The sequence below is a fragment of the Devosia sp. BK genome (assembly GCF_032907385.1).
Taxonomy (GTDB): domain Bacteria; phylum Pseudomonadota; class Alphaproteobacteria; order Rhizobiales; family Devosiaceae; genus Devosia.
On sequence record NZ_JAIMBX010000004.1, the window covers coordinates 1 to 14,266 of the forward strand.

Below are 14,266 nucleotides of genomic sequence, written 5' to 3' on the forward strand. Positions count from 1 at the left end.
TTGCCCGGCAGCCAGCCTGCCCTGTCAGATTGCGCTAATCAGTGGGAACAACTAAAGTCATTCGCGTCGTCAGCGTCGCGGTTTCTAGTGAAGTTCTTTTTCACTGTCAATCGCTTTTTTCGATTTTCTTTTCGGTTCGTTTGAACTCACCGAGGAGAATTTCGAAACCACCGCTAAGTCAGATTGCTCTTTCTTTTCAGTGGCTTGCTACAGTTCGTTTCGCCGTTTGGCGGCTCGCTCTGCAGCGGTGAGGCGGGTTATAGGGAGGTCGTTCGGGGCTGTAAACCCCCTTTTCCAAACTCGATGACATTTCTGTCGCCTTGGGAGGGGGTGTGCTGTGGAAATGTCGGATGAAAGCCCTAGAAAACAAGGGCTAAGCGCCGATTTCGCACTTCTGTTCACCGAGCGGTGAATGTTCAGCGCCCTATTTGGTTCCAGTGATGTTCAGAACGGATAATGGATGTGTTCAGCGCTTTGCACCGTTATCCAGCGCAAATCGGTGAACTCGGCGATCCCAGCCTTGCCACCGAAGCGACCATAGCCAGAGGCCTTTACGCCACCAAATGGCATTTGCGCCTCGTCATGCACGGTCGGGCCATTGATGTGGCAGATGCCGGATTCGATTTGGGACGCGATCGCCATGGCGCGGGTCACATCCCGACCAAAGACGGATGACGCCAAACCGTATTCGGTATCGTTGGCGACCTGCACCGCCTCTTCAATGTCCGCTACCCGTGTGACGGCGACGACGGGGCCGAAGGATTCCTCGTGATAGATGCGCATGTCGCTCGTGACGCCATCAAGGACGGTCGCTTCCATGATGGCGCCTTCTATCCCGCCACCCGCAACAAGGGTCGCGCCTTTAGACACAGCGTCGGCGATCAGCGCGCCATTGCGCGTGGCGGCTTGCGGATCAACGAGGCAGCCGAGCGGGGTATTGTTGTCGCGCGGATCTCCGGCCTTGAGGCTTTTTGCCTTGGCGCCGAGCTTGGCGACGAAATCACCGGCGACCTTGGCATCGACAACAATGCGTTCGGTCGACATGCAGATCTGGCCCTGATTCATATAGGCGCCGAACGCGGCAGCAGCGACGGCGTCGTCGAGATCGGCATCGTCGAGCACGATCATGGGCGCCTTGCCACCGAGTTCGAGCAGCGCGGGTTTGAGATTGCGCGCGGCCAGCTCCGCGATTTTGCGGCCGACATTGGTCGAGCCGGTGAAGTTGATGCGGCGGATGGCAGGATGGGCGATGAGCGCCTCTACTATAGAGGGAGCGTCATCGGCCGCATGCGAGATGACGTTGAGGACGCCCTTGGGGAGCCCCGCTTTGATCAGCACTTCGGCAAGGAGGCGATGGGTGCGCGGCGAAATCTCGCTCGATTTGAAGACCACGGTGTTGCCGCAGGCGAGCGGCGTCGCCAGCGCGCGGATGCCGAGAATGACCGGTGCATTCCACGGCGCCATGGAGAGAACGACGCCAGCAGCCTGTCGAACACCGTAGGCGGTCGAGCCCGGGCGATTGGCCGGGATGATCTCGCCGGTGATTTGCGTCGTCAGGCCAGCGGCTTCGCGCAGGATTTCGGAAGCGAGCATGACATTGAAACCGGCCCAGCCAGAAGTTGCGCCAGTTTCTTCGGCCATGGCCGCGATGAAATCGGGGGCGCGAGCAGAGAGGCGATCGGCAGCGGCAAGCAGAATCTTGCGGCGGTAGGCTGGGACGCTGCGGCTCCATTCGGGGAAAGCCGCTTTTGCCGCATCGGCGGCGCGGATGGCGTCTTCGACCGTGGCAGCGGCGGCACTGGTGACGACCTCGCCGGTCATCGGATTGCGGCGGTCAAAGCGTGCGCCATTGCTGGCATCAGCGCTCTGGTTGTCGATGAGTAGGCCGATCGCGGTCATCTTGGTCTCCCGAAGCCGAATATGGCGCCAAGAGAGAAAGCGCGAGGCGTTCGGTCAAGAGGCTTTATTGACGCTCTCTATAAAGCGGCCCCGCCTCCGGGCGGGGAGACAGGGCCGAACGCTTGCGATCAGGCCGCTTTGACGTCGACGACCTCGAGGTCGAAGACGAGGTCCTGGCCGGCAAGGGGATGATTAGCGTCAACCGTGACGCTCTGCTCGTCGAGGCCAACGACGACGATGGGCAAAAGGCCACCATCGGAGGTGCGCGCCTGAAGCTGGCTACCGACCGCCAATTCCATGCCGGACGGAATCTTGCTGCGGTCGAGTTGCTGCACCGCTTCTTCACGACGCTGGCCATAGGCCTCGTCGCACGGAATAGTGACAGTGCTCTTCTCACCTACTTCCATGCCAGCGACATGGGCTTCGAGGCCCTTGATGACCTGGCCCTGCCCCAGCTTGAACTCGAGCGGCGCGCGGCCCTCGGAGGAGTCGAACGGGGTGCCGTCGGTGAGACGGCCGGAATAATTGATGGAGACGATGTCGCCGGTCTTGGCCTTGGTCATGGCTCAAACCTTTCGGGAGATTGGGGCTTTCTTGGCCCGTTTGAGTCTGCCGCACGCCTTCGCGAGAATAGCCGAAGGGCAGCTCGCGAAGCTTTGGCAGCGCGTCTTCAAGACGAAGAACGCACCGGATGCGCACGACGGCGATAGCGGGTAATGTAGGTGCCAAACTGCAGATGTAAACCGTGATAGGCCAGATAGCAGAGACTTCGATCACGTTTACCTTCGCTTGACGCTGAATCATCTATTCGCCATCAAGACGCCGCGATTACGCCTTAGGAGCTGCATGACAGAGACAATAAAGGACAGATCAATGACGGCACGCGTCTTGCCCCTGGCAGGAACGATTACGCTAGCCGTGCTTGTTTCGGCCTGCTCCATGGCCGGTATCAAGCCACTGCCTGGCAACAAATCTGCCACTGCCGCCATCGCGTCCCTGGCGCCCGCTTCGCCCGGCGATACGCCGGCTGGCTACATGCCCAAGGCTGCAGCCGTTCCGCGCGCCGCGCCGAACATGCTGCTTGGCTTTGCCGAAAGCGAGCGTGGTCCGATGGACGGCATGATCGCCCATTACGCGAGCGCCTATAAAGTGCCGGAATCCCTCGTCCGTCGTGTCATCGCCAAGGAAAGCGGTTTTAATGCCGGCGCCCGCAATGGCCCCTATTATGGCCTGATGCAGATCAGCCACGCGACGGCGCGCGGCATGGGATTTGGTGGCGAAGCTGCCGGCCTTCTCGATGCCGAGACCAATCTGCGTTTTGCAGTGCGGTATCTGGCCGGTGCCTACGTAACTGCGGGTGGCAATGAATCGCGCGCCATGCAGCTTTATGCCAGTGGCTATTATTACGACGCCAAGCGTCAGGGCCTCTTGGAAGAGGCAGGCCTCCGCTAAAGGTGCCGCAGCCATATTGCTTAGAGCCAGATTTCGGCCCCCGTCAGGGGGCCGTTTCTTTTTGTAACCCGGCTCAGCGGGTGCTGGGGACGCCGTAGATCTTTTCGATATCGTCGAGCAGCAGATTGGCAGCGATAATGCCGCCGGCCGTGTTCCAGACGGCGTCCGAAACCTCGTGCACCTTGCCGGCCTTGACGACGGCGAGGTTCTGCCAGAGCGGGTCGGCCGTCCAATCGGTCGCCTGGGTCGCGCCTTCGCCATTGCCGGTTTCATAGGTGAAGGTGATCAGACGATCGCCTTCGAATTCGGGAATGCGCTCCTTGGTGATCTCTTCGGCAAACTCGTCCTTGTCCTGGCTTGCAGGGCGCTGGAAGCCGAGTTCTGACAGGATCAGGCCCGAAAAGCTATCCTTGAACATGATGCGGGTCTGGCCGGACATGAAGCGGGCGATGGAAATTTTTTCGTCGAGTGACGCGCCGAGCTCATCATGCAGCGCGGCGACGCGCGCATCGAACTTGGCGAGCGCGGCCTTGCCTTCTTCGCCCTTGCCGGCAGCGTCGGTGTAGAGCGCCATATTGACCTTCCAATCGCCGCGAAGACGTTCGGAGATCACGGTGGGGGCAATGGCTGAGAGCTGATCGTAGATCGCCTCATGGCGCAGCTTGGTTCCAAGGATCAGATCGGGCTCGAGAGAGACCAGTACTTCGAGATTGACGGCGGACTCTTCGCCGAGAACCACGACATCGGTCATATCGGCCGCGATGTGATCATACCACGGATCGCCGAGCCAGGATTTGACGGCGCCAACCGGCTTGATGCCGACGGCGAGCAGGGCTTCGGTGCCTTCATTGGTCAGGACAACGATGCGCTGCGGATTATCCGGCACATCCGTCACGCCCATCGAGTGGGTGATTTCGCGCGCGGCGATCGGGCCACCGGAAAGAGCCACCAGGGCCAGTGGCGCGAGAATGGCGGAGAGAGACTTCATGGCTGCCCTTCTATTCTTGACATCAAGCATCAGAAATTGGATGGGTGCAAACAGTCAGAATTCAATATGACTGTCAATATCAGCATTACGAGGCAGGCTTGGCTTCCACAATGGCGCTTCCGAACAGGCGGTCCCGACTGGGGGCCTCGAAAGCGACAGTCTATGCGGGGCTGATGGGGCTTTTGGCCCTCTCCATGCTGATGAGCCTGACATTGGGCTACAAAATCTATTCGCTCGACCAGGTTTTTGGTGCGCTCTTTGCCCATGATGGGTCCGAGACCGCCGTCGTCATCGCCGGATTGCGGCTGCCGCGCGCGTTGATCGCGCCATTGACCGGGGCAGCGCTCGGGATGGCGGGGGTCATGGTGCAGACGCTGTCGCGCAATCGCATCGCGTCGCCCGATACGCTGGGGTTGAATGGAGGTGCGTCGCTGGCGGTCGTCGTAGGAAGCGTCGTCTTCGGGGTGCAGTCGCTCGCTGGACTGTCGCTGGCTGCGGCGTTTGGGGCCTTTATCACCAGCATCATCGTTTTTGGCGTCGCGGCAAGCGCGGGCGGCTTGTCGCCGCTCAAGATCGTGCTGGTGGGCGTGACCTTTGCAAGCCTTTCGCATGCGCTGGTGGAAGTGATCCTGACAAGCAATGAGGCGCAGCTTCAGCAATTGCTATTCTGGCTTTCAGGCGCCTTTGTCGATCGGCCGATCAGTCTCTTTTACAATGGATTGCCGGTGGTGCTGGTTGGCGCCGTTTTGGGGATTGGTCTGTCGCGGGCGCTCGATGCGCTCCAAGCGGATGACTCGACGGCCGCGGGACTGGGCGTACCGCTGGCGGCTGTGCGTGGATTAGCCTTTCTGGCCGTGGCGCTACTGACGGGTGCGGCTGTATCGATGGCTGGACCGGTGGCCTTTGTCGGCCTCGTCGTGCCGCATGCGGCGCGGCGGCTTGTGGGGCTTCGGCATATCCACCAGCTTCCCGCGGCGGCCCTGTTCGGGGCGGTCTATACGACGCTCGCCGATGTCGCAGCGCGCTTTGTGATTTTTCCAGTTGAGGCGCCGGTCGGTGCGATCACGGCGGTAGTTGGCGCTGTGGTCCTGCTCGTCCTTCTGGCGCGGAGGGCGGCATGAGCCTGGTGATGGATAGAACCAGCGCGCAACGCGGCCTCGGGATTGGCGCAATCGTGCTCATCGTTTTCGCGCTTTTCGTGCTGCTCGGCTTGGCTGGCATCGGATTTGGCTCCACCTGGATTTCGCTCGATAAAGTTGTGCATGTCATCTTCGGCGGCGGCGAAAGGTCCGAGCGGCTCGTCGTGCTGCAATTGCGCATGCCGCGCGTCATGGCGGCCGCCATTGCCGGGGCCGCGATTGCCTTTTCTGGCTATCTCCTCCAGCGCATTACCCGCAATGAATTGGCATCGCCCGGCGTCTTGGGCGTGGTCGATGGCGCAGCGCTCGGTGTCGTGCTGTTCTTGGCCCTCTATTCCAATGAATCAAACGCACTGACCGTGCCTGTTGCCTGGCAGCCGCTCGCGGCGGCGATCGGCGCGCTGGCCGCAATCACGCTCGTTTTCATTCTCTCGGGACGACAGGCGTCTTCGGCCATTCGCCTCATTCTCTTCGGCATTGCCGTGGCGGCTGTCGCCAAGGCCTTGACGACGATCTTCATGCTGATCGGGCCGATCTATCAGGCGGCACAGGCAACGCGTTGGCTCGCTGGATCGGTCAATGCCATCGGCTGGGGCGAAATCCAGATCATGGCTTGGGCGCTGCTGCCGGTCGTTGTCATTGGCGGACTTCTGGCGCGAGAATTGCCGCCGGCCGATCTCGACGATGTGTCTTCGCGCAGTATCGGGCTCAATCTGCCGGTCTATCGCGTGGCGGTGTTTGCGGTTGCAGCGCTGCTCACCGCCATCGCCGTCGCCTTTGTCGGTGGGGTCGGATTTATCGGACTGATCGCGCCGCATCTGGCGCGGTTGCTGGTCGGGCGGGCGCGTTTTGCCGGTATTGTCACGTCGATGATGCTGGGCGCGATGATGTTGGTGGGCGCCGATCTTCTGGTGCGCGTCGCCTTTGCGCCGACCGAAGTGCCGGCTGGAACCGTGACCGCCATTGTTGGCGCGCCCTATTTTCTCTTTCTTCTGATGCGCAAGGATAAGACCAATGGCTGAGCTCGCCCCAAGCCGCATTGAAGTGCGCGACCTGACGCTGATGTATGGGCACGACACCGTGCTCGACGCGCTGAGCCTACCCATTCCGGCGGGCAAGGTAACGGTTTTGGCCGGTCCGAATGGCTGCGGGAAATCGACATTGCTGCGCGCCATTCGCCGGCTGCATCTGGGCCAACGCGGGCAAATTCTGCTCGATGGCGTCGATATTGGTTCGCTCGGTGCCAAGGATCTTGCCCGGCAAATCGGGCTTCTGGCGCAAAGTCCTTCGGCACCGCCGGATATGAGCGTCGAGGAACTGGTGCGTCTCGGCCGCTATCCGCACCAGGCCATGTTGCAGCCCTGGAGCGAGAAGGATGGCGCGGCCGTCAATCGCGCCATGGAAGGCACGGGCGTCGACAATCTTCGGCATCGCCGGATTGGGTCGCTTTCCGGTGGGCAATTGCAACGCGCCTGGATCGCGATGGTGCTCGCGCAAGAAACTGACGTCATCTGCCTCGATGAGCCGGTCAATCACCTCGACATGGCGCACCAACTCGATTGCCTCGACCTCGTCGCCAAACTCAATCGCGAAAATGGCCGAACCATCGTGCTCGTCCTCCACGATCTCAACCTTGCCGCGCGCTATGCCGACCAATTGGTGTTCGTGCATGAAGGACGGGTGCGGGCACTCGGCAAGCCGGAAGAGCTGATGATGCCGGAACTTCTGGCCGAGGTCTTCGAGGTGGACGCAGCAATCATGACCGACCCGGTGCACGGGCGGCCGATCTGCATCCCGCGCGGACGCGCCAAAGTGAAAAGCGTGCGGGAAGTCGCCTAGGCGCTAATGGCCATTGGCTCTGGCTGCGTCATGAGATCGCGAATTTCGCACCAACGGTTCTGAAACGCGACGACGCAGCAAGGGTCGAAATGCATGCCTGAGCAGCGGACGATTTCGGCATAGGCTTCGTCGAGGGACCAGGCCCGCTTATAGGGACGCTCGGAGCAAAGCGCGTCGAAAACGTCCGCCAAGGCAACGATGCGCGCTTCAAGCGGAATGGCTTCGCCCGACAGACCATCGGGATAGCCTGAGCCGTCCCACTTTTCATGATGGCGGAGCGCGATGAGTTCGGCAGTCTGGATCAACTCGGAATCGCCATTGCCCAGAATATTCGCGCCGATCGTGACGTGTTCGCGCATACGCGCGAGTTCTTCGGGACTCAGTTTCCCTGGTTTTGAGAGGATAGCGTCGGCAATGGCGATTTTGCCGACATCGTGCAAAGGCGCTGCGAGATAGATCATCCGGCATTGGTCTGCAGTGAGGCCAAGGCCTTCGCCGATGATCTGGCAGATGGTCGCAACCCGCGAGACGTGCTCACCGGTATCGCCATCGCGATATTCGATGGCGCGGGCGAGACGCCAGATGATTTCTTCCTCGCGAGCCAGGAGATGAGCCGTCGCCTTTTCGACTTCGCGCGCAAGGTGTTTTGCTTGATCGGCCAGCTCGACCTGCGCCATGCGAAGCGCAAGGAGATTGCCGACGCGGGCTTTCAACTCGGTCGCGTCAAAAGGCTTGGTCAAAAAGTCATTTGCGCCAGCGCCGATTGCTTCGATGCGAATGGCCTTATCGATATCGGAGGTGACCATGATGATGGGCACTGTGCGATACCGCGTGCAGGCGCGCAGGGCCTGGGTGAAGGCAATGCCGTCCATTTCCGGCATGATGTGATCGACGAGAACAATATCGTATTGATAGAGGTCGCACCGATCCAGCGCCTCAAGCGGATTGAGGCAGAGGTCGATATTGTCCCCTGCCACTTCCCGAACGATCGAACCCAATAAGGCAAGGCTCGATCGGCTATCATCAACGATCAGCACGTGCACGGTAGACGCCCCCCGGCAATAACGGACCGATCCTATGAAGCTCCCCTTATTCAGAGCTTAATATTTGCGGCAGAAACCGACCGAACAGGGGCATGGTTTACTGGGACTTTCCAGCAGCAATAAATTTGTTCTCAGTTATCGAAGACGGTTTCATCTCGATCGAGAAACCCGGACGCTCCGGCGGCATATAGGCGGCATGCTGGATCACGCAGGGATCGAGGAAATGCTCGTGGAGGTGATCGACATATTCGATCACGCGCCCATCCTTGGTGCCGGAAACGACCAGATAGTCGATCATCGAAAGATGCTGGACATATTCGCAGAGTCCCACACCACCGGCATGGGGCCAGACGGCCTTTTTGTATTTTGCGGCCATCAGCAGAACGGAAAGAACTTCGTTGAGGCCGCCGATGCGGCAGGCATCGATCTGCACCACGTCGATGGCATCGCGGGTGATGAACTGTTTGAAGAGGATGCGGTTCTGGCACATTTCGCCGGTGGCGACTTTAACCGGGGCGATGGCCTCGCGGATTTTTCGGTGGCCTTCGATGTCGTCGGGGCTCGTCGGCTCTTCGATGAAATACGGATTAAACCGCTTGAGTTCGTTGACCCAGGTGATGGCCTGATCGACTTCCCAGACCTGGTTGGCGTCGATCATCAGATAGCGATCGGGCCCCATGATGGAGCGGACGATTTCGAGGCGCCGGATATCGTCAGCGAGATCGCGGCCGACCTTCATCTTGATATGGGTAAAGCCTTCGGCGACGGCTTCGGTCGCGAGACGCGTCAGCTTTTCGTTGGAATAGCCGAGCCAGCCGGCCGAGGTCGTGTAGCAGGCATAGCCCTCGGCGCGCAGCGTGGCGATGCGTTCGGCCTTGCCGGGCTCGGCCGCTTTGAAGATGGCGAGGGCTTCTTCGGGCGTGATGGCGTCGGTGAGGTAGCGGAAATCGATGATGGAAACGAGCTGTTCGGGGCTCATTTCGGCGACGTAGAGCCAGACAGGTTTGCCGACGCGCTTGGCGAGGAGATCCCAGACCGCGTTGACGACAGCGCCGGTCGCCAGATGCATCGCGCCCTTGTCGGGGCCGATCCAGCGCAACTGGCTGTCACCGGTCATATGGCGCCAGAAGCGGCCGGGATTTTCCTCGATCCAGTCAAGATCAAGATTGCTGACGCGATCGGTGAGCGCAGCGATAGCGGCGCAGACGACTTCATTGCCGCGGCCAATCGTGAAGGTGAGCCCATGGCCTTCGAGATCGCCATCGGTGCCGAGGACGACATAGGCGGCCGAGTAATCGGGGTCCGGGTTCATCGCGTCGGAACCGTCGAGCGAGGCCGAGGTGGGGAAGCGGAGGTCGTGGGTGGTGAGGGTGGTGATCTTCATCTGTTGCTCCGGGATACCCCTCACCCGCCCTTCGGGCACCCTCTCCACAAGGGGAGAGGGGGGCATCGTGGCTATCTAGGTCTCGGTTCTCCCTTCTCCCCTTGTGGGAGAAGGTGGCGCGCAGCGCCGGATGAGGGGTCAGGCCGTCCAGCCACCATCGATGATGTGCACTTGCCCCGTCGTATAAGTCGCGCCAGCGAGATACACCGCCAGATCCGCGACCTCTTCCGGGCGGGCGATGCGGCCAATGGGTTGGCGGGCGATGAAGGCTTTCCTGGCGCCCTCGAAATCGCCGGTGGCGGTCCAGCGCTCGTGAAGGCTGGGGGAATCGACCGTGCCGGGGCAGATGGCGTTCACGCGGATATTGCTGGTGGTGTAATCGGCCGCGATGGATTTGGTGAGGCCGACGACGGCGGCCTTGGAAATCGTATAGGCCGCGCGGTTGGGCACGCCTTTGATCGAGGAGGCGACCGTCGCCATGTTGATGATGGCGCCATCTTTCCGCTCAAGCATCTGCGGCAGGATCGCCTTGATCGTGCGGATCTGCGCGCGGACATTGAGATCAAGTGCGAAATCGAGATCGCCGTCGCTCATCTCAAGTAGCGCGCCGGAGTGGACGACACCGGCGCAATTGAAGAGCACGTCGATAAGGCCGATTTCGCTGACGGCCTTGGCGACGGCCTCATTGGAAAGAACGTCGAGCACGCGCGTCGCGATGTTCTCGATGCCGTCGAGACTTCTCAGCTTTTCGGCATTGATATCGGTCGCGATCACCTTGGCGCCGGCCTTGGCGAAAGCGCGAGCCGAAGCTTCGCCGATGCCCTGCGCGGCGGCAGTGATGAGAACGATCTTTCCAGTGAGGTCGGCCATATTTTATTCCCGATAGAGAAGCCGGGCGGCACAAAAGCACCGCCCGGGAAAAGAGATCAGTCGTAGAGCACGGCAGCGATTGCCGGATCTGCCATGTTGGTCTTGTCGTACCAGTTGAAGCCCGAGTCGATGATCTTGGGCAGGGTTTCGCCCTTGAGCGCGCCGATGGCGGCCTTGACGGTTTCGTAGCCGATGCCCACCGGGTTCTGGGTGATGGCGCCGGCCATCGCGCCAGATTCGATAAAGCCCTTCTGGGCAGCGCCGGAGTCGAAGCCGATGACGACGATATTGCTGTTGAGCTCGGTCTTGCCGTTGACGACACCGATCGCCGAACCTTCATTGGCACCGAAAATGCCCTTGAGGTCTGGGTTGGCGAGGAGGATCGATTTGGTGATTTCGGTCGACTGCAGCTGGTCGCCGCCACCGTACTGAACCGAGACCACTTCGATCTTGGGATAGGCTTCCTTGATGCGGTTGACGAAGCCATCGACACGGTCGATGCCGGTGCGGCTCGTCTGGTCGTGAGCAACAACGGCAACCTTGCCTTCGCCGCCGATGAGTTCGGCCATCTTGTCGGCAGCGAGTGCGGCTGCGGCGACGTTGTCGGTGGTGACGGTGGTAAGCGGGATGTCGCTATCGACGCCGGAGTCGAATGCGATGACGGGAATGCCGGCATCTTTGGCCTGCTGCAGCAGCGGGCTGGCGGCCTGGCTGTCGAGCGCGGCGAAGCCGATGGCACTGGGCTTGCGCGACAGGGCGGCGGCCAGCATGTCCATCTGACGATCGACCTGGGTTTCGGTTTCCGGACCTTCGAAGGTCACGGTGACGCCGAATTCGGCAGCGGCCTTATCGGCGCCGGCCTTCACGGCCTGCCAGAACTGATGCTGGAAGCCCTTCGAGATCAGCGCGATATCGTAGTTCTCCTGCGCCACGGCGGGGCCGTGAGCAGCGGCCAACATGGCCAGGGCACTGAAAGCCCCCAGAAGAGTGCGGCGATTGAGCATGGTTTTCCTCCCACATGCTTTTGAAGCTTTTATCATTCCCGACACCGTCTCAGAGAGCGCGGCGGCGGAGAATATCGGCGTAGACCGCCAGGATGATGATGGTGCCGGTGACGACCGTCTGCCATTCCTGGGGTACGGATAGGATGCGCAGGCCATTGGCCAGCACGGAGATGATGAGCGCCCCGATCAAGGTGCCGACCACGGTGCCGCGACCGCCCGAAAGCGAGGTGCCGCCGATGACGACGGCTGCGATGGCGTCTAGCTCATAGCCTTGGCCGAGCGCAGGCTGCGCCGAGTTGAGGCGGCTGGCGATCAGGAGGCCAGCGACGCCGCAGATGGCGCCGGTGACGGCATAGACCGCGATCTTCCAGCGATCGATATTGACGCCTGACAGACGCACAGCCTCTTCGTTCGAACCGAGGGCAAACGTGTAGCGGCCAAGGGCGGTCTTTGAGAGCACGAAGGCAGCGACAAGGGCGACGGCGAAAAGCACCAACACGCCATTGGGCAGCGGCACGGCGGGGAACACGCTGCCGACGGCCGAACCCAGGGCGATCTGGTTAAAGCCCGGCGTGTCGTTGAAATAGATCGGCTTTGTGCCGGAAATGACCAGCGACAGGCCTTTGAGGATCAGCATCATGCCAAGCGTCGCGATGAAAGGCGGCACTTTCATCTTGGCGATGATCGTCCCGGAAACGAGGCCGCATGCTGTGCCCGCCAGGATGGCACCGACAATGCCGACGGGAAGAGGCAATCCCCAATAGGTGAGGATCACGCCGGCAATGACGGCGCAGAAGGTCATCAGCGTGCCAACGGAAAGATCGATGCCGCCGGTGATGATGACCAGCGTTGCCGCAATCGCCAGCACGCCATTGACCGAGGTCGCCTGTAGGATGGCGAGGATATTCTGGGTCTGCATGAAGTTGGGCGATGCGAGCGAAAAGGCGACGACCAGAGCGATGAGACCGGAAAAAGCCAGGAGCCGATGAAACGCACCGGAAATGCGCGGGCCGGTCTTGACGGCGGGAGCTGCGGTATCGGTCATGCCGTCTTCCTTTGTGGTGCGCTCTCAATGACGCTGCTTTGGCGCAAGGTGGCCAGTCGCATGATTTCTTCCTGGCTCGCCCCACCCGGCAGAATGCCGGTGAGCCGGCCCTCGCACATGACGGCGATACGATGCGAGAGGCGCAGGACTTCAGGCAGCTCGGAGGAGATCACGATGATCGCCTTACCCTCGGCTGCAAGCGCGTTGAGGAGTTTGTAAATCTCGGACTTGGCGCCGACATCGATGCCGCGCGTCGGTTCGTCGAAGATCAGGATATCGCAATCGCGCAGCAGCCACTTGGCGATGACGACCTTCTGCTGGTTGCCGCCAGAGAGGAGCCGGGCTTCCTGGGTATCGCTCGGAGTCTTGATGGCGAGCTGGCGGATATAGCCCACCGCTTCCTTCTGCATGCCGGCTTCATCGAGCACGCCGGCGGGGCCGGTGAAGCGCTGGAGGCTGGCGAGCGCGATATTGTTCCGCACATCAAGCCCGGTCGCGAGGCCGAAATGCTTGCGGTCTTCCGAGAGATACCCGATGCCGGCTTCCACCGCGTCCTTGGGTGACGAGATGCCGACGCGTTTGCCATGAACCCAGATATCGCCGCTTTCGCGCCGATCGGCTCCGAAAATGGCGCGGGCGACTTCGGTGCGCCCGGCGCCCATGAGCCCGGCAAAGCCGAGTATTTCGCCCTTGCGGACGGAAAAGCTGACATCGCGGATTTCGCGGCCGCGATTGAGGTTTTTCACCTCGAGCGCGATGGGGGCGTCGGCCGTATTGGGAATGACGAGGGTATCGCTGCTCAGCGTGCGGCCCACCATCATCGAAATGATGGTTTCGATCGGCGTATCGGCGCCGGGGACCGTGCCGACGTATTCGCCATCGCGCATGATGGTGACGCGATCGGAGATGCGTTTGATCTCGTCCATCTTGTGCGAGATGTAAACAATGCCCACACCCTCGGCCTTGAGGCGATTGATGATGGCAAAGAGTTCGGCGATCTCGGCGTCGTTGAGCGCCGCGGTCGGCTCATCCATGATGAGGACGCGCGAGCGATAGGACAGCGCCTTGGCGATCTCGACCATCTGCTGCTTGGCAATGGTGAGCGTTTCGACGCGCACGGTTGGCTCGAGTTTGAGATTCATTGAGGCAAAGATGGCGGCCGCGTCACGATTGAGCTGGCGCTCGTCCAGAATGCCAAAGCGGCGCGGTTCGCGGCCGATGAAGATGTTTTGCGCCGCCGTCAGGTCGCGCATCAGCGCCAGTTCCTGATGGATGATGCCGACGCCAAGATCCTGCGCCTGGCGAGGCGAAGTGATGTCCACGGATTGGCCATTGAGCAGAACGGTGCCGGCATCGCGGGTGTAGACGCCGGACAGGATTTTCATCAGCGTCGATTTGCCAGCGCCGTTTTCTCCCATCAGGGCGTGAACTTCGCCAGGCAGCAGTTCGAAACGCGCCTTGGCCAGCGCACGGACGCCGGGAAACGACTTGTCGATGTCGGTCATTTCGACCAGCGGCACCGCAGCACCCGAAGCGGATGCCGGCGCGATTGGCGCAGCCATGTGACGTCCTCCCATTGCCTTGAGCGGTTGCGTTTCCTCCC

Annotated in this window: 12 protein-coding genes and 1 pseudogene; 4 read left to right on the plus strand and 9 right to left on the minus strand. The window is 61.1% G+C overall.

Features of this window, described 5'->3' with window-relative positions; all coding sequences use genetic code 11:
- Window positions 1-444: 444 nt before the first annotated feature.
- A complete protein-coding gene (locus tag DevBK_RS18775) occupies window positions 445-1,899 on the minus strand; it encodes an aldehyde dehydrogenase (protein WP_317186564.1) in 1,455 nt (484 codons plus the stop codon).
- A 128-nt stretch (window positions 1,900-2,027) separates the two neighbouring features.
- Window positions 2,028-2,462 carry a peptidylprolyl isomerase gene (locus DevBK_RS18780; protein ID WP_317186565.1) on the minus strand — a complete coding sequence of 145 codons (435 nt, stop codon included), beginning with the start codon at window positions 2,460-2,462 and terminating at the stop codon, window positions 2,028-2,030.
- 568 nt (window positions 2,463-3,030) lie between these two features.
- Here DevBK_RS18780 and DevBK_RS18785 point away from each other — a divergent pair.
- A pseudogene (locus DevBK_RS18785) lies at window positions 3,031-3,345 on the plus strand (transglycosylase SLT domain-containing protein); the annotation flags it as partial.
- A gap of 79 nt (window positions 3,346-3,424) precedes the next feature.
- Here the strand turns inward: DevBK_RS18785 and DevBK_RS18790 are convergent.
- Window positions 3,425-4,339 (minus strand): iron-siderophore ABC transporter substrate-binding protein, encoded by a 915-nt coding sequence (locus DevBK_RS18790; RefSeq protein ID WP_317186566.1) that lies wholly within the window; start codon window positions 4,337-4,339, stop codon window positions 3,425-3,427.
- Between the two features lie 173 nt (window positions 4,340-4,512).
- On the opposite strand from DevBK_RS18790, the gene DevBK_RS18795 reads away from it, so the two are divergent.
- Genes DevBK_RS18795 through DevBK_RS18805 form a run of 3 tightly spaced genes read left to right on the plus strand, consistent with a single transcriptional unit; the run spans window position 4,513 to window position 7,317 of the window.
- Window positions 4,513-5,460 carry an iron ABC transporter permease gene (locus DevBK_RS18795; RefSeq protein ID WP_317186567.1) on the plus strand — a complete coding sequence of 316 codons (948 nt, stop codon included), beginning with the start codon at window positions 4,513-4,515 and terminating at the stop codon, window positions 5,458-5,460.
- Complete coding sequence (locus tag DevBK_RS18800; RefSeq protein ID WP_317186568.1) at window positions 5,457-6,500, plus strand: iron ABC transporter permease; 1,044 nt, start codon at window positions 5,457-5,459, stop codon at window positions 6,498-6,500. The genes DevBK_RS18795 and DevBK_RS18800 overlap by 4 nt, the downstream gene beginning before the upstream one ends.
- Window positions 6,493-7,317, plus strand: coding sequence for an ABC transporter ATP-binding protein (locus DevBK_RS18805; protein WP_317186569.1), 825 nt, complete (start codon window positions 6,493-6,495; stop codon window positions 7,315-7,317). The genes DevBK_RS18800 and DevBK_RS18805 overlap by 8 nt, the downstream gene beginning before the upstream one ends.
- Here DevBK_RS18805 and DevBK_RS18810 read toward each other — a convergent pair.
- From DevBK_RS18810 to DevBK_RS18835, 6 genes are all read right to left on the minus strand, one after another.
- A complete protein-coding gene (locus DevBK_RS18810) occupies window positions 7,314-8,360 on the minus strand; it encodes an HD domain-containing phosphohydrolase (RefSeq protein ID WP_317186570.1) in 1,047 nt (348 codons plus the stop codon). The two genes, DevBK_RS18805 and DevBK_RS18810, sit on opposite strands and share 4 nt — an antisense overlap.
- Window positions 8,361-8,457: 97 nt before the next feature.
- On the minus strand, window positions 8,458-9,744 hold the full coding sequence (locus DevBK_RS18815; RefSeq protein WP_317186571.1) for an L-fuconate dehydratase: 1,287 nt from the start codon (window positions 9,742-9,744) through the stop codon (window positions 8,458-8,460).
- 138 nt (window positions 9,745-9,882) lie between these two features.
- Window positions 9,883-10,614: an SDR family oxidoreductase gene (locus DevBK_RS18820; protein WP_317186572.1), complete on the minus strand. Its 732-nt coding sequence runs from the start codon at window positions 10,612-10,614 to the stop codon at window positions 9,883-9,885.
- A gap of 56 nt (window positions 10,615-10,670) precedes the next feature.
- A complete protein-coding gene (locus DevBK_RS18825; RefSeq protein WP_062628949.1) occupies window positions 10,671-11,618 on the minus strand; it encodes an ABC transporter substrate-binding protein in 948 nt (315 codons plus the stop codon).
- A gap of 49 nt (window positions 11,619-11,667) precedes the next feature.
- Complete coding sequence (locus DevBK_RS18830) at window positions 11,668-12,663, minus strand: ABC transporter permease (RefSeq protein WP_061911774.1); 996 nt, start codon at window positions 12,661-12,663, stop codon at window positions 11,668-11,670.
- Entirely contained in the window at window positions 12,660-14,225 is a 1,566-nt protein-coding gene (locus DevBK_RS18835) for a sugar ABC transporter ATP-binding protein (RefSeq protein WP_317186573.1), read from the minus strand. Before DevBK_RS18835 ends, DevBK_RS18830 begins: the two co-directional genes overlap by 4 nt.
- Window positions 14,226-14,266: the final 41 nt, after the last annotated feature.